Raw genomic sequence first — 15876 nt, 5'->3', positions numbered from 1 at the left:
GTGGCAGAGAGTGGCGGCCATTATGGGCAAGCCGGCTTCTTTGCAACAGTCGTGCCGCGCGGCAGCCGGGGCCGCCGCGCACGGCCGCCCGAAGCGGCCGGCCCGCCCGCGGTGGGGGGGCGAAACGACACGAAGTGCGCGCAGCCTGGGGGCGATCAACAGTGCAGGCACGAAAGATGCACCGAAACGGTGTGAACCCCACTGACACACCGATCACCCCAGACGACGCCCCCCAGCGCATCGTCAAGGTGCGGCGCGACTACAACAGCTGGGTGGCCAGCGAGACGCTGGAGGACTACGCGCTGCGCTACACGCCGCAGCGCTTTCGCAAGTGGTCCGAATGGCGGGTGGCGAACACGGCCTTCGGGGCGGCGTCGTTCCTGATCCTGGAGGCGGTCGGCGCCACGCTGCTGGTGCAGTACGGCTTCGCCAACGCCTTCTGGGCGATCCTGGCGACCGGGCTCATCATCTTCCTGGCAGGCGTGCCGATCAGCGTGTATGCGGCGCGCTACGGCGTCGACATGGATTTGCTCACGCGCGGCGCGGGTTTCGGCTACATCGGCTCCACGCTCACCTCGCTGATCTACGCGAGCTTCACTTTCATCTTCTTTGCGCTCGAGGCGGCGGTGATGGCCTATGCGCTGGAACTGGCACTGGGCATCCCGCCTGTGTGGGGCTACCTGGTGTGCGCGCTGGTGGTGATCCCGCTGGTCACGCACGGCGTGTCGGCCATCAGCCGGCTGCAGCTGTGGACGCAGCCGCTGTGGCTGCTGATGCTGGTGGTGCCTTTTGCCTACGTGCTGGTGCGCGATCCTGGTGCATTTGCGGGCATCGTGCACTACAACGGGGTTCGCTCGGGCACGAGTGGCTTCAATCTGCACCTGTTTGGCGCTGCGCTCACGGTCGGCATCGCGCTGATCACGCAGATGGGCGAGCAGGCCGACTACCTGCGCTTCATGCCCGCCCGCACCGCGGCCACGGCGCGCCGCTGGTGGGGCGCGGTGCTGGCCGGAGGGCCGGGCTGGGTGGTGCTGGGCGTGCTCAAGATGCTGGGCGGGGCGCTGCTGGCCTACCTGGCGCTCACGCACATGGTGCCGGCCGACCGTGCGGTCGATCCGAACCAGATGTACCTCGCGGCCTACGAGTACGTGTTTCCGCACTACGGCTGGGCGGTGGCGGCCACGGCGCTGTTCGTGGTGATCTCGCAGCTCAAGATCAACGTCACCAACGCCTATGCCGGTTCGCTGGCCTGGAGCAATTTTTTCTCGCGCGTGGCGCACAGCCACCCGGGGCGCGTGGTGTGGGTGGTGTTCAACGCGCTGATCGCCTTCATGCTGATGGAGATGAACGTGTTCGAGGCGCTGGGCGACGTGCTCGGTCTGTTCGCCAACATCGCCATCGCCTGGATGATGGCCGTGGTGGCCGACCTCGTCATCAACAAGCCGCTGGGGCTGTCACCGCCGGGCATCGAGTTCAAGCGCGCGCACCTGTGGGACATCAACCCGGTGGGCGTGGGCGCGATGGCGCTGGCCTCGGTGCTGTCGATCACCGCGCACCTGGGCATGTTCGGTCCGCTGGCGCAGGCCTTCTCGGCGCTGATCGCGCTCGGCACGGCGCTGGTGGCATCGCCGCTGCTGGCCTGGGCGACGGGGGGCAAGTACTACCTGGCGCGCGGCTCCGATGAACACCACGGTGCGGTGGCTTTCGCGCCCGCCGGAGGTTCGCGCACGGTGCGCTGGGCCAAGGTCGAGACCGGCAGCTACCAACGCCTGAAGGTGCAGCACTGCGTGATCTGCGAGCGCGAGTACGAGGGGCCGGACATGGCGCATTGCCCCGCCTACCAGGGCGCGATCTGCTCGCTGTGCTGCACGCTCGATGCGCGCTGCGGCGACCTGTGCAAGCCGCATGCGAGCCTCTCGTCGCAGTGGTCCGGCGTGCTGCGCTGGCTGCTGCCGCGGCGCAGCTGGCGCTATCTCGACACGGGGCTCGGCCACTTCCTGCTGCTGATGCTGGTCATCGTGCCGCTGCTGGCCGTGGTGTTCGGCGTGCTCTACCAGCAGGAGCTGCGCGCGTTCGGCGAAGGCGCGCTGGAGCTGGCCTCCGAGGCCGACGTGGCTGCGGCGCTGGCAGGCGTGCAGAAGCTGTCGCTGCGCTCGGGCTTCCTCAAGGCGTACATGGCGCTGCTGGTCATCGCGGGCATCGTTGCGTGGTGGCTGGTGCTGGCGCACCAGAGCCGCAAGGTGGCGCAGGAAGAATCGAACCGGCAGACCCACCTGCTGGTGCGCGAGATTGAACTGCACCGCGAGACCGATCGCGCGTTGCAGGCCGCAAAACAGATCGCCGAAGAGGCGAGGGCCGTGGCCGAGCAGGCCAAGCAGGCCGCCGACCAGGCCAACCAGGCCAAGAGCCGCTACATCAGCGCCATCAGCCACGAACTGCGCACGCCCCTCAACAGCATCCTCGGCTATGCGCAGCTGATGGGCGAAGACCATTCGGTGCCGCCGCACCGCCAGCAGGCGGTAGCGGTCATCAAGCGCGGCGGCGAGCACCTGCTGTCGCTCATCGAGGGCACGCTCGCCATCGCGCACATCGAGGCCGGCAAGCTCACGCTGCATGCGCGGCCGATGCGCTTCGCCGACACGATGCGCGAACTGGCCGACATGTTCGAGCTGCAGGCGGCGGAGAAGGGGTTGCAGTTCCACTTCGATGCTGCAGGCGCGTTGCCCGAGGTGGTGCGCGCGGATGAAAAGCGCGTGTGCCAGATCCTCATCAACCTGCTGGGCAACGCGATCAAGTTCACGGCGGCCGGACAGGTCACGCTGCGGCTGGCCTATGCGCGCGAGTTCGCGTCGGTGGAGATCGAGGACACCGGACCGGGCATGCCGGCCGGGGACATCGAGCGGATCTTCGAGCCGTTTGCGCGCGGGAATGCAGCGGGCGCATCGGCCGCGCCGGGCGCGGGCCTGGGGCTCACCATCGCCAAGATGCTGACCGACCTGATGGGCGGCGAGATGAAGGTGCAGAGCACGCCGGGCGTGGGCTCGCTGTTCTGCGTGCGCCTGTTCCTGCCGCGCGTGCACGACGCCATGGCCGGCACCGGCCGGCCGCTGCCGGTGCAGCGCGGGCGGCGCGGCTACGAAGGCCCGCGCCGCCGCCTGCTGGTGGTCGACAACGAGGAGGCCGACCGCGACCTTCTGGGGCATGTGCTCGCGCCGCTGGGCTTCGAACTGCGCAGCGCGGCCAGCGGGCACGATGCGCTGGACCTCATCGCCGCCGGCTACCGGCCCGACGCGATGTTCGTCGACCTCGCGATGCCTGGCATCGACGGCTGGGAGACGATTCGCCGCGCGCGCAAGCTGGGGCTGACCGAGGCCTCGGTGGCCATCGTCTCGGCCAACGCCTTCGACAAGGGGCTCGACAACGACGTGGGCATTGCGCCCGAAGACTTCTTCGTGAAGCCCGTGCGCCACTCGGAGCTGCTCGACTGGCTCGAACGCCGGCTCGGGCTGCAATGGACCGACACCGCCGCCGGGCCTGCGCCGGTTGCAGTTGCGCGCCCGCTGCTGCCACCTTCGCTGGAGCGCCTGCGCGTGCTCGAGGAGGCAGTGGGGCTGGGCTACTTCCGCGGCATCATGAACCAGCTCGACGCCATCGACGCGGCGCAGCCCGAATGCAGTGCATGGACTGAGGCCCAGCGCACGCTGGCGCGCCAGTTCCAGTTCGAAGCCATGAGCCGTGCGCTCGCCGACGCCGTCGAAAGCGCCGCATGACACAGACGCCACCTCCCGCCGCGGAAACATCGCCGCTCGCCAGGACGCTGCGCGAGCAGCAAGGCGCCAACAGCGATCTCGTGCTGATCGTCGACGACGTGCCCGACAACCTCGCCGTGCTGCACGACGCGCTCGACGAATCGGGCTATACCGTGCTCATCGCCACCAACGGCGAACAGGCGCTGCAACGCGCCGCCCAGGCGCGGCCCGACATCGTGCTGCTCGACGCGATGATGCCGGGCATCGACGGCTTCGAGGTGGCGCGCCGGCTCAAGGCCGATGCGGCCACGTCGCACATTCCCATCGTGTTCATGACCGGGCTCACCGAGACCGAGCACCTCGTGGCCGCGCTGGAAGCCGGGGGCGTCGACTACGTCACCAAGCCCATCAAGCCGAAGGAAGTGCTCGCGCGCATGAACGTGCACCTGCAGGGCGCGCGCCGCGCGCGGCAGGACGCGCGGCAGGCCGGGCAGGCGCGCAACGCGCTCGATGCCTTCGGCTACGCGAGCATCACCGTGCGCCTGCCCGAAGGCCGGCTGATCTGGCAGACGGCCCTCGCGCGCGACCTGCTGCAGCGCTACTGCGACACGCGCGCGCCCGAGACACCGCCCGCGGTGCTCGAATGGCTGCGCAGCCACACGCCCGACGCGCGCCAGCGCGGCATCGAGCCGCCGGCGCTGTCCATCGTGCAGGGCGCCAGCAGCCTCACGCTGCGCCTGCACCAGCAGACCAGCAGCGACGACGACGGCGACGAGTGGATGATCGTCATGCGCGAGGTGTCCGACACCGGCGTGATCGAGGCCATGAGCCTGAGCCTGAAGCTCACGGCGCGCGAGGCCGAGGTGCTGTACTGGGTGGTCAAGGGCAAGACCAACAAGGACATCGGCGAGATCCTCGGCAGCAGCCCGGCCACCGCCAAGAAGCACCTCGAGCGGGTGTACGTGAAGCTCGGCGTGGAGACGCGCACAGCCGCGGCCGGCGTGGCCATCAAGCGCATCCGCGAGCTGCAGCCGCAGTTCGAGATCTGAGGTTCGATGGCCGCCGGTTCCCCGCGCCGTGTCATGGCGCCTGCTTGCAGCGTCCCTAGAATGGTTCAAGGTCCACCGGACGCGCGCGATGAAGAACAACAGGCACAACAGGACAACAACCCGACCGACATGCCGCGGCTGGATGCTTGCTGCTTCCTGCCTGTTCGTGAGCCTGGGCGCGAGTCCTGGCGCACGGGCCGCCGGCCATTTCGACGTGGACGACGCCAGCACGCTCGACCCGGGCCAATGCCAGTACGAGACCTGGTGGAGCCGCACGGGCACGGAGCCGGTCACGGGGTTCCACCTCGGGCCCGCCTGCCGGGTGGGTCCCATCGAGCTGGGCCTGAACTTCGACCGCACCTCGATGCAGGGCGTGCACTCGGTCACCGGCGGGCCGCAGGTCAAATGGAACTTCTACGGGCAGGCGGCGGATGCGCCGTTCAGCGCCGCCGTGTCGGCCGGCATCGTCTCGGACCTGCGGCGCGGCGGCCGCATGGGTGGGCAGTTCGTCGTGCCGATGACGTGGCGCCCGGCCAGCAGCCTGCAGGTGCATGTCAACTTCGGTGCCGACTGGGCGCTGGGCACCGGCCTTCGCACGCCGCGCGGCGGCGTGGGCGTCGAATGGGCGCTGAACGACACCGTGTCGCTCATCGCAGAACGCAACCGTGCGGCGGGCGTCTGGACTTCGCGCATCGGCGGGCGTTTCAGCCTCACGCCGCTGATCAACGTGGACGTGAGCGCGTCGCGCACCGGGCCGCAGGGCGTGCGCGGCTTCGCGATCGGGCTGAACCACGAATTCACCTGGAAGTGAGCCTGCCGCAGGAGGCGCTGTATCCGATTTCCGCGAATCCCATCGATGGGCCTGGTTGTCGATCGAGTATCCGGCCCTGCGCAATTTTTGATTCCGACTGCAAAAGATTTGGTGACGACCTCCCATGCCTGATCCCGTGACGACATCGCCCGTGCTGGACTTCAAGTTCGCTGCTCCTCCCCTCGATTCCGCGGCTCATCCTTCGGGCAACCCCTTGGGCATGGCGGCACGCAATCGGACACCCAGGCCCGTGCGCAACCCGAACCTGCGCGGCCTGCAGTGCCTGCGGTGCGATGCGCTCTTCCCCCTCGCGCTGGCGCACGACGGATGTCCCGCGTGCAGGCGCGGAGGCCTTCACGTCGCGCTGCGCGCCAGCTACCTGTCCGGCAGTGCCGAAGCGATGCCCATGCCCTACACCTCCGGCTTCGCGCTGGGCGAAGGGCAGACGCCGCTGCAGGACGTGCCCGAGCTGGCGCGGCAGTTCGACGTGGGTCGGCTGGCCATCAAGGACGAGTCTTGCAATCCCACCGGCTCGCACAAGGACCGCATGACCGCGGTGGGCGTGGCGCAGGCGCTCGATTTCGACGCCCACACGCTGGTGCTGGCCTCGTCGGGCAACGCGGCCGTGTCGGCGGCGCACTATGCATGGGCCGCGGGCCTGGGCTGCGAAGTGGCCACCTACGAAGGCATGCCGGCCACCTATGCGCGGCAGCTCGATGCACTCGGCGCGCGGCGCTATGTGTTCGCCGACAACGCGGGCCGCTGGGCCTTCGTGCGCGAGCGTGCGCAGCACCCCGGCTACTTTGCGCTGACCAACTACCGCCTGCCCGCGCTGGGCAGCGCGCCGCTGGCAATCGAAGGCTACAAGCCGATCGCGCTCGAATGCGTGGCCGATGGCGGGTTGCCGGACCACATCGTGATTCCCACCGCGCGCGGCGACCTGGCCTGGGGCATCTACGCGGGCTTTCGCGACCTGCTGGCCGCGGGGCGCATCGCACGCCTGCCGAAGCTCTGGCTCGTGGAGCCGTTCCCGCGCCTGGCGCGCGTGCTCGCGGGCGGCCCCCTCAACGACAGCTACCCGGGCCACACCGCGCAGTTCTCCACCGCCGGAGCCACCGTCACCTACCTGCAATGGCAGGCCGCCGCCGCGACGGGCGGCGGCGCGGTGGTCGTGGGCGACAACGAAGCGCGCGCCGCGCGCCGGCTGCTCTCGGCGTCCGGCATCAGCGCCGAGCTGTGCGCGGCCGGCGGCCTGGCCGCCCTGCGGCAGCTGCGCGAGAGCAACGCCGTCGCGGCCGACGCGCATGTGGTGCTGATGCTGACCGCCAGCGCGGCCGGCGATCCGAGCTGGCCCGACCGTCCTGTCTAGCCTTCGGCCTGCAGCCGCAGTAGAAGGCGAGCCCCTTACTTCGCGTCGCTGTAGACCGTGGCGCGCGACACGCCCATGTGCGCCGCGGCAATCTCGGCGCCCCGGCGGACCTCCAGCATGCCGGCCTTCTTCAGTTCCTGCACCAGCTGCTTGCGGTCGGCGGGCTTCAGCGAGCGCGACGTGGTCGCGCGCGACGCCGCGAACTCGTCGATGCGCGCGTGGATGCGGTCCGAGTGGTTGCCGCCGCTCTCGAGGTGCTCGTGCACATCCTTGTCGTCGATCTTCGTGAACTGCGAGATCGCGCCCTGGAAGCTCTGGAACAGCGTGAGGTCGACGTTGAGGCACAGCGCGGCCACGTATTCGCCGCTGTCGTCCTTGATGCCGATGGACGTGCTCTTGACCTTGCGCCCGTCGGGAAAGGTGTTGGCGTAGTTCGCGATCACCGCCGGAAACTCCGGGTCGCGGATGCGAGCGAGGCCCAGCTCGGTGACCGGCTGGCCGACCTCGCGGCCGCTCAGGCTGTTCTCGATGGCGTAGATCGCGTTCTTCGGGTTGCTCAGGTCGTGCACCACCACTTCGCAGAAGGGCGCAAAGGTCTGGCCCAGGCCTTCGGCCATGTTGCGCAGCATGTCCAGGAGCTGCTTGTTCGGCTTCTTCTTCATGCCGTGGAATGTATCCAGCTCTGGACGGACAATCCAATTCATACAAAAAGTACAGTGTTGGATGTATTATCTAATTTTGTACTGGAGCCCGCGAATGACCGCGAGAGAACGCGCACGCTATGTCGATCCCCGCACCGGCAGGCACTACGACCTGTCCGAACGCCGATGGCGCTCCGACGACGGCCACCCGATGATGGTCACGCCGCTGCCCGGCATCGGGCGCGACGACATCGATTCGCGCGTCCGCTCGCTGTGGCGCTACCGCGCGGCGCTGCCCGTGGCGATCGAGCAGCCCGCGAGCATGGGCGAAGGCTGCACGCCGCTGGTGCAGAAGCGGTGGGGCGGCTTCGAGCCCTACTTCAAGCTCGAGTGGTTCAATCCGACCTGCAGCTTCAAGGACCGAGGCGCGGCGGTGATGATGTCTTTCCTGCGGCAGATCGGCGTCGATGCGGTGCTGGAAGACAGCTCCGGCAATGGCGGCGCGGCGATTGCGGCGGCCGGCGCGGCGGCGGGCATGCGCGTGAAGGTGCTCGCGCCGAGCTACACGCCCGCGCCGAAGGTGGCGCAGATCCGGGCCTTCGGCGCGGAGGTACAGCTGGTGCCGGGGCCGCGCGAAGAGTCCGAATATGAGGCGGTGCGCCAGTCGGAATCGATCTTCTACGCGAGCCACAACTGGCATCCGTTCTTCCTGCAGGGTACGAAGACGCTGGCCTACGAGCTGTGGGAAGACCTGGGCTTCACCGCGCCCGACAACGTCGTGATTCCGACCGGCGCGGGCAGCAATGTGCTCGGCTGCTGGATCGGCTTCAAGGAACTGCTGGCGGCGGGGCAGATCGCGAAGCTGCCCCGCATCTTCGTGGCGCAGCCGCTGAACTGCTCGCCGATCGATGCGAGCTTCATGGCGGGCGCCGAGACGCTGGTGGAGCGCATCGTGCGGCCGACGATTGCCGAAGGCACGGCGATCAGGCGGCCCGTGCGCCTGCAGGAAATCCTGCAGGCGCTGCGCGAGACGGATGGCAAGACGGTGGCGCTGACCGAGGAGCAGATCGCGGCGGCGGTGCGCCGGCTGGCAGCGAGCGGGCTCTACGCGGAGCCGACGTCCGCCTCGGCAGCGGCGGCCATCGAGGTGCTGGCGCAGCGCGGCGACATCAAGGCCAGCGAGACGACGGTCGCGTTGCTGACCGGCACTGGCCTGAAATCGACGCAGTTCATGACCGAGCTGTTCGGCGCCGCCGTCGCCGTGTAGCCAGCACTACCAGGGCCACGCGATGCGTGTGCCCGTTCCCGTTTCGTCGGCGCGCGCATGCAGCAGGCGAGCGACGGTCAGGTCCTGCAGCGCGAGGCCGGTCATGTCGAAGACGGTGATGTCGGCGACGGCTCGCTCGAAGGGCGTCTTGCCGCTCAGCAGGTCGCCCAGTTCGATGCATGCCGTGTCGGGCGCCCATTGGGTTTCGCCGATTTGCTGCGCCTGCGTCCGGTCGTCGACGAACAGCCGCACGCGCGGCAGCAGGCCGTCGGGAAGTTCGCGCTTGCCCCGGGTGTCCGCGCCGACGCAGTTCAGGTGCGTGCCGGGCCGAACGGCTTCGAGATCGAAGAGCGCGCCGCCGCCGCCCGGGGTGGCGGTGATCACGATGTCGCTCCGGGCCACTGCAGCGTTGCGGTCGGTGGCCGGCGCGATGTTGCAGCGGCCGGCGAAATGCGCCTCGAACGCCGCATTGCGCTGGCCGTTTGCGCTCACATAAAGAACCTCGCGCAGCGAGGGCATCAGCCGCAGCGCGAAGTCGAGCTGGATGCGCGCCTGTACGCCGGTACCGAAGAGGCACAGCCGCGTGCTGTCGGCACGTGCGAGCTGCTGCAGGCCGAGCCCGCCTGCCGCACCGGTGCGCACGGTCGTCACCGTGTTGCCGTCGATGACGCATAGCGGCCGGCCTGTCGCGGGGTCGATCAGCAGGATCGTCGCCTGGTGCGGCTCGCCGCCGCGCTGCCGGTTGTCCGGCCAGAAGCCGGCGGCCTTGAAGCCGAGCAGGTCCTGGGCCTGCACGTCGCCGGACTTGATGCCGAATACCCCACCCGTGCGCAGCGGCTCGCGCACGACCGGAAAGACGCGGCCCTCGCGTTCGCTGTGCAGCACGAAGGCCTCGCGCACGGCCTGCAGCACGTCGTCGGGGGAGAGGAGGGTGTCGACCTGGTGCTTGTCGAGCAGCAGGAGCTGGGCATTGGAAGGCGCGATTGCGGATGTCATTTGGAAATATTATCTACTTCCAGACAAAACATAAAACTCCGGGCATTGGCGGGCTGTCAGCGTCCGGTGTGAACCTTGATCCGGATGGTCGCCACGTCCCATCCCCGGTTCTTGAGCCGCGTCACCAGCATCGGCGACAGCTGGCGCAGCTTGGCGGCCGCGGCGCTGCCCTTGACCAGCAGGCACCAGACGTCGCCCTCTGCCGGTCCGGCCTGGATGGCGCTGCGCATGGCCGGCGGGATCAATCCCTCGACGGCCTTGAGCCGCTCCGCAGCGTCGCGTGCGCGCGCCATCAGGCTGCCCAGGGTGGGCGAGCCTTCCGCTGCGTCCTGCAGCGAGATGGGAGGGGGCGTGCGGCGATACATGGGTAATCCAGGGGTTAGAAACAAGACAGCTAAAATGCCCGGTTTGCCGGCGTTCGCGCCGGAAAAAGGCCGCTTGCTTTCAAGCTTGATTTTGAAGCGGGCGCGCCCAACTGCTTTCACCATATCTTAGGGAATCCGGTCGCAGTGCCTGCCGTATCAGGCGCCCGCCCATCTCCACCCAATGGCAACCAACTTCCTGACCCAGATCTTCGGCAGTCGCAACGACCGGCTCCTCAAGCAGTATCGCAAGACGGTGGAACGCATCAATGCGCTCGAACCCGAGTTCGAGAAGCTCAGCGACGATGCGCTGCGCGCCAAGACACAGGAGTTCAAGGACCGCATCGCCAAGGGCGAAACGCTCGACGACCTGCTGCCGGAAGCCTTCGCCACCGTGCGCGAAGGCTCCAAGCGCGTCATGAAGATGCGCCATTTCGACGTCCAGCTGCTCGGCGGCATGGCGCTGCACAACGGCAAGATCTCCGAAATGCGTACCGGCGAAGGCAAGACGCTGACCGCCACGCTGCCGGTGTACCTGAATGCGCTGTCGGGCCAGGGCGTGCACGTGGTCACGGTGAACGACTACCTGGCCAACCGCGACGCGACCTGGATGGGCCGCCTCTACAACTTCCTCGGCCTCTCGGTGGGCATCAACCTGCCGCAGATGCCGCGCGAGGAAAAGCAGGAGGCCTACCGCAGCGACATCACGTACGGCACGAACAACGAATACGGCTTCGACTACCTGCGCGACAACATGGTCTACGAGCCCGGCGACCGGGTCCAGCGCGGGCTGAACTATGCGATCGTCGACGAAGTGGACTCGATCCTGATCGACGAGGCCCGCACGCCGCTGATCATCAGCGGCCAGGCCGAAGACCACACCGACCTTTACCTTGCCATCAACAAGGTGGTGCCGCTGCTCACCAAGCAGGAAGGCGAAGCCGATCCGCGCACGGGCGAGGGCGTCACGGTGCCCGGCGACTTCACGGTCGACGAGAAGACACACCAGGTGTTCCTGACCGAAGACGGCCACGAGAATGCCGAGCGCATCCTGGGCGAGCTGAAGCTGATTCCCGAGGGCGCGTCGCTCTACGACCCGGCCAACATCACGCTGATGCATCACCTGAATGCGGCGCTGCGTGCACGCCACCTGTACCACCGCGACCAGCACTACGTGGTGCAGCAGGGCGAGGTGGTCATCGTCGACGAATTCACCGGCCGCCTGATGACGGGCCGCCGCTGGAGCGACGGCCTGCACCAGGCCGTGGAAGCCAAGGAAGGCGTGGAGATCCAGGCCGAGAACCAGACGCTGGCTTCCATTACCTTCCAGAACTACTTCCGCCTGTACGGCAAGCTGGCCGGCATGACCGGCACGGCCGACACCGAAGCCTACGAGTTCCAGGAGATCTACGGCCTCGAGACCGTCATCATCCCGCCCAACCGCGTCAGCAAGCGCGAAGACCAGCTCGACCGCGTCTACAAGACGACGCGCGAGAAGTACGAGGCGGCCATCCAGGACATCCGCGAGTGCTACGAGCGCGGCCAGCCGGTGCTGGTGGGCACCTCGTCCATCGAAAACTCGGAAATCATCGACGGCCTGCTCACGCAGGTGGGCCTGCCGCACCAGGTGCTGAATGCCAAGCAGCATGCGCGCGAAGCCGACATCGTGGCGCAGGCCGGCCGCACGAAGATGATCACCATCGCGACCAACATGGCCGGCCGCGGCACCGACATCGTGCTGGGCGGCAACATCGAGAAGATGATCGAGGCGATCGAGAACGACGAAGGCCGCGATGAAGCCACCAAGCAGGCCGACATCGAGCACGTGCGTGCCGAGTGGACCAAGGACCACGAGTTCGTCAAGTCGCTCGGCGGCCTGCGCATCATCGCGACCGAACGCCATGAATCGCGCCGCATCGACAACCAGCTGCGCGGCCGTTCGGGCCGCCAGGGCGACCCGGGCTCCTCGCGCTTCTACCTGAGCCTGGACGATCCGCTGATGCGCATCTTCGCGGGCGACCGCGTGAAGGCGATCATGGACCGCCTGAAGATGCCCGACGGCGAAGCCATCGAGGCCGGCATCGTCACGCGCAGCATCGAGAGCGCGCAGCGCAAGGTCGAGGCGCGCAACTTCGACATCCGCAAGCAGCTGCTCGAATACGACGACGTGTCGAACGACCAGCGCAAGGTGATCTACCAGCAGCGCAACGACATCCTCGATGCGGGCGACCTCACGGCGCAGATCGCGGCGCTGCGCGAAGGCTGCTTCACCGACCTCGTGCGCCAGTACGTGCCCAGCGAATCGGTCGAAGAGCAGTGGGACCTGGACGGGCTCGAGAAGAGCCTGTTCAACGAGTGGGGCATCGACATGCCGCTCAAGAAGGAAGTCGAAGCCTCGGACGCCATCGCCGACGATGACATCGTCGAGAAGGTGCTCAAGAACGCCAACGAAACCTTCGACGCCAAGGTCGCATTGATCGGCCAGGAGAACTTCACCCAGTTCGAGCGCATGGTGCTGCTGCAGAGCATCGACACCCACTGGCGCGAACACCTGGCCTCGCTCGACTACCTGCGCCAGGGCATCCACCTGCGCGGCTATGCGCAGAAGCAGCCCAAGCAGGAATACAAGCGCGAAGCCTTCGAGCTCTTCGGCCAGCTGCTCGACTCGGTGAAGAACGAAGTCACGCGCCAGCTGATGACAGTGCGCGTGCAGTCGGGCGAGCAACTCGAGGAAGCCGCGGAAGCGATGGAAAACCGTGGCGAGAACGTCTCGAACATCACCTACTCGGCACCGACCGAGACGGGCGAGGTCGAGATCCGCGTCGACGAGGAAAACCAGCGCCGCATCGCGGCTGCCGGCCTGGGCGCGCTCAGCGCGGAGGCCGCGGCTTTCGCGCGCGTCGGCCGCAACGATCCGTGCCCCTGCGGCAGTGGCAAGAAGTACAAGCAGTGCCACGGCAAGCTCAGCTGACCCCGCAACCCATTCGTTAGAGAAATCGCCATGCCAGTGAACCTGTCCGCTCCCGATCCTGCCGCCTTGTTCGCGGTGCCCGGCGTCCGCATCGGCGTGGCCGAAGCAGGCGTACGAAAGGCCAACCGCAAGGACCTGACGGTCGTGCTGATCGACGAAGGCTCGGCGGTCGGCGGGGTGTTCACCCAGAACCGTTTCTGCGCCGCGCCGGTGCAGGTCTGCCGCGACCACCTGGCCGCGAACTACGGCATCCGTGCGATGGTGATCAACACCGGCAATGCGAACGCCGGCACGGGCGAAGACGGCCTGATGCGCACGCGCTCCACCTGCATTGCGCTCGCGCGCAAGCTGGAGATCGCGCCCGAGCAGATCCTGCCGTTTTCCACCGGCGTGATCATGGAGCCGCTGCCCGTCGACCGCATCGAGGCGGGCCTGCCGGCCGCACTGGCCGATGCCGATGCGAACCACTGGGCGCGCGCGGCCGAGGGCATCATGACCACCGACACGATCCCCAAGGCCTTCAGCCAGCAGGTGCAGATCGGCGGTGCCACGGTCACCATCACCGGCATCAGCAAGGGTGCCGGCATGATCCGCCCGAACATGGCGACCATGCTGGGCTTCATGGCGACCGACGCGAAGATCGATCCCTCGCTGATCCAGCCGCTGGCCAAGCTGTTGGCCGACGCTTCGTTCAACCGCGTGACCATCGACGGCGACACCTCGACCAACGACTCGTTCGTGGTCATCGCCACGCAGAAGGCGGCGCACGCCCCCATCACCTCGCTCGACTCGGCCGATGGCCAAGCGCTGGTGGCCGCGATGCAGAATGTGGCGCGCCAGCTGGCGCAGGCCATCGTGCGCGACGGCGAAGGCGCGACCAAGTTCATCACCATCCAGGTCGACGGCGGCAAGGACGCTGCCGAGTGCAGGCAGGTGGCGTACGCGGTGGCGCATTCGCCGCTGGTCAAGACGGCCTTCTATGCCAGCGACCCGAACCTGGGCCGCATCCTCGCGGCTGTGGGCTACGCGGGCATTGCCGACCTCGACCAGACCGGCATCGACCTGTTCCTCGACGATGTGCACGTGGCGGTCAAGGGCGGGCGCAACCCGTCGTACCGCGAGGAAGACGGCCAGCGCGTGATGAAGCAGAGCGAGATCACTGTGCGCATCGGCCTGGGCCGCGGCAATGCCAGCGAGACCGTGTGGACCTGCGACTTCAGCCACGAATACGTGACGATCAACGCCGACTACAGATCCTGATGACCCCCACGCTCCGCACTTCGTGTCGTCGCTGCCCCCCGAGGGGGCGCTCTACGCCCTTCGGACGGCCGGGCGGGCGCAGATGAACGAGCAGTTCCAGAAGCTGCTCGAGCGCGCCGAACAGCTGATCGGCCGCATCGAGTCGATCCTGCCGCAGCCCCTGGCCGCGCCCGCCGACTGGAACGCGTCGATCGCCTGGCGCTACCGCCGCCGCAGCTCGGGCCACGGCGTGCTCGAGCCCGTGAAGCACGTGGCCGCGATGGCACTCGACAGCCTGAAGGAAATCGACGTCCAGAAGGAAAAGATCGAGCGCAACACCCGCCAGTTCGTCGAAGGCAAGCCGGCCAACAACGTGCTGCTGACGGGCGCGCGGGGCACGGGCAAGTCGTCGCTGATCCGCGCCTGCCTGCAGGCCTACGCGCCGCAGGGCCTGCGCCTGATCGAGGTCGACAAGGCCGAACTGACCGACCTGCCCGACATCGTCGAGGTGGTCTCGCAGCGGCCCGAGAAGTTCATCGTGTTCAGCGACGACCTGAGCTTCGACGAGGGCGAGCCGGGCTACAAGGCGCTCAAGTCGATCCTCGACGGCTCGATCGCGGCCTCGACGCCCAACGTGCTGATCTACGCGACCAGCAACCGGCGCCACCTGCTGCCCGAGTACATGAAGGACAACCTCTCGTACACCCACACCGAGGATGGCGAGGTGCATCCGGGCGAAGTGATCGAGGAAAAGATCTCCCTGTCGGAGCGCTTCGGCCTCTGGGTGAGTTTCTATCCCTTCAGCCAGAACGAGTACCTGGCGATCGTCGCGCAGTGGCTCTCGTCGTTCGGCGTGGACAAGGCTGCCATCGAGGCCGCGCGGCCCGAGGCGCTGGTCTGGGCGCTGGAGCGCGGCTCGCGCAGCGGCCGCGTGGCCTACCAGTTCGCGCGCGACTACGCGGGCCGGAGCAACGCGTGACCGAAGCGCGCAAGCACACCGAGGTCGCGGTTGGCGTGCTGATCCGCCTGTCCGACGACGCACTGCTGCTCTCGACCCGGCCCGAAGGCAAGGCCTATGCGGGCTACTGGGAGTTTCCCGGCGGCAAGATCGAGGCGGGCGAGACGGTCGAAGAGGCATTGCGGCGCGAGCTGCATGAAGAGCTCGGCATCACCATCGACGGCGCCGAAGTCTGGAAGGTCACGGAGCACGACTACCCGCATGCGCTGGTGCGCCTGCACTGGTGCAAGGTCACGGCCTGGAGCGGCGAGTTCGAGATGCGCGAGGGCCAGCAGATGGCCTGGCAACAGCTGCCGCTGGAGGTGGCGCCGGTGCTGCCGGGTGCCTTCCCGGTGCTGCAGTGGCTGTGCGAAGAGCGTGGCCTGCCGTTCGTGGCGCCGCCGGTTGTCGCGCCGGCTTCCTGA

Annotated in this window: 12 protein-coding genes; 9 read left to right on the top strand and 3 right to left on the bottom strand. The window is 67.9% G+C overall.

The window, feature by feature from the left end:
• Positions 1 to 176 precede the first annotated feature (176 nt).
• The 4 genes from ACEN9N_RS18150 to ACEN9N_RS18135 all read left to right on the top strand — a co-directional run bounded on the left by ACEN9N_RS18150 (position 177) and on the right by ACEN9N_RS18135 (position 6978).
• Entirely contained in the window at positions 177 to 3770 is a 3594-nt protein-coding gene (locus ACEN9N_RS18150) for a hybrid sensor histidine kinase/response regulator (RefSeq protein WP_495654197.1), read from the top strand.
• Positions 3767 to 4798: a response regulator transcription factor gene (locus ACEN9N_RS18145; RefSeq protein ID WP_007833205.1), complete on the top strand. Its 1032-nt coding sequence runs from the start codon at positions 3767 to 3769 to the stop codon at positions 4796 to 4798. Before ACEN9N_RS18150 ends, ACEN9N_RS18145 begins: the two co-directional genes overlap by 4 nt.
• A 142-nt stretch (positions 4799 to 4940) precedes the next feature.
• Positions 4941 to 5609, top strand: coding sequence for a PA4824 family protein (locus ACEN9N_RS18140; RefSeq protein WP_495654196.1), 669 nt, complete (start codon positions 4941 to 4943; stop codon positions 5607 to 5609).
• Between the two features lie 124 nt (positions 5610 to 5733).
• Positions 5734 to 6978 (top strand): threonine synthase, encoded by a 1245-nt coding sequence (locus ACEN9N_RS18135; protein ID WP_495654195.1) that lies wholly within the window; start codon positions 5734 to 5736, stop codon positions 6976 to 6978.
• 35 nt (positions 6979 to 7013) lie between these two features.
• On the opposite strand, the gene ACEN9N_RS18130 is transcribed toward ACEN9N_RS18135, so the two are convergent.
• A complete protein-coding gene (locus ACEN9N_RS18130) occupies positions 7014 to 7640 on the bottom strand; it encodes a helix-turn-helix transcriptional regulator (protein WP_413314765.1) in 627 nt (208 codons plus the stop codon).
• A gap of 94 nt (positions 7641 to 7734) precedes the next feature.
• Here ACEN9N_RS18130 and ACEN9N_RS18125 point away from each other — a divergent pair, with 94 nt between their 5' ends.
• Complete coding sequence (locus ACEN9N_RS18125; protein ID WP_495654194.1) at positions 7735 to 8886, top strand: threonine synthase; 1152 nt, start codon at positions 7735 to 7737, stop codon at positions 8884 to 8886.
• A 6-nt stretch (positions 8887 to 8892) separates the two neighbouring features.
• On the opposite strand, the gene ACEN9N_RS18120 is transcribed toward ACEN9N_RS18125, so the two are convergent.
• Together ACEN9N_RS18120 and ACEN9N_RS18115 are read right to left on the bottom strand one after the other, a co-directional pair.
• Positions 8893 to 9882 (bottom strand): ornithine cyclodeaminase family protein, encoded by a 990-nt coding sequence (locus ACEN9N_RS18120; protein ID WP_413314767.1) that lies wholly within the window; start codon positions 9880 to 9882, stop codon positions 8893 to 8895.
• A gap of 56 nt (positions 9883 to 9938) precedes the next feature.
• The gene (locus ACEN9N_RS18115; protein WP_007833220.1) at positions 9939 to 10247 is read right to left on the bottom strand and encodes a hypothetical protein; all 309 of its coding nucleotides are present in this window, start codon (positions 10245 to 10247) and stop codon (positions 9939 to 9941) included.
• Positions 10248 to 10428: 181 nt separating this feature from the next.
• Between ACEN9N_RS18115 and secA the strand changes: the two genes are divergently transcribed.
• The 4 genes from secA (at position 10429) to ACEN9N_RS18095 (ending at position 15876) form a co-directional block, all read left to right on the top strand.
• Positions 10429 to 13215, top strand: coding sequence for a preprotein translocase subunit SecA (gene secA, locus ACEN9N_RS18110; RefSeq protein WP_413314768.1), 2787 nt, complete (start codon positions 10429 to 10431; stop codon positions 13213 to 13215).
• A gap of 30 nt (positions 13216 to 13245) precedes the next feature.
• Positions 13246 to 14475, top strand: coding sequence for a bifunctional glutamate N-acetyltransferase/amino-acid acetyltransferase ArgJ (argJ, locus tag ACEN9N_RS18105; protein ID WP_495654193.1), 1230 nt, complete (start codon positions 13246 to 13248; stop codon positions 14473 to 14475).
• A gap of 82 nt (positions 14476 to 14557) precedes the next feature.
• A complete protein-coding gene (locus ACEN9N_RS18100) occupies positions 14558 to 15433 on the top strand; it encodes an ATP-binding protein (protein WP_042673371.1) in 876 nt (291 codons plus the stop codon).
• Positions 15430 to 15876, top strand: a complete 447-nt coding sequence (locus ACEN9N_RS18095; protein ID WP_413314772.1) for an NUDIX domain-containing protein — start codon at positions 15430 to 15432, stop codon at positions 15874 to 15876. Before ACEN9N_RS18100 ends, ACEN9N_RS18095 begins: the two co-directional genes overlap by 4 nt.

Source organism: Variovorax sp. Varisp46 (genome assembly GCF_059491885.1).
The sequence above is the reverse complement of the archived record's forward strand: the minus strand, read 5'-3'. Positions and strand labels throughout refer to the sequence as shown.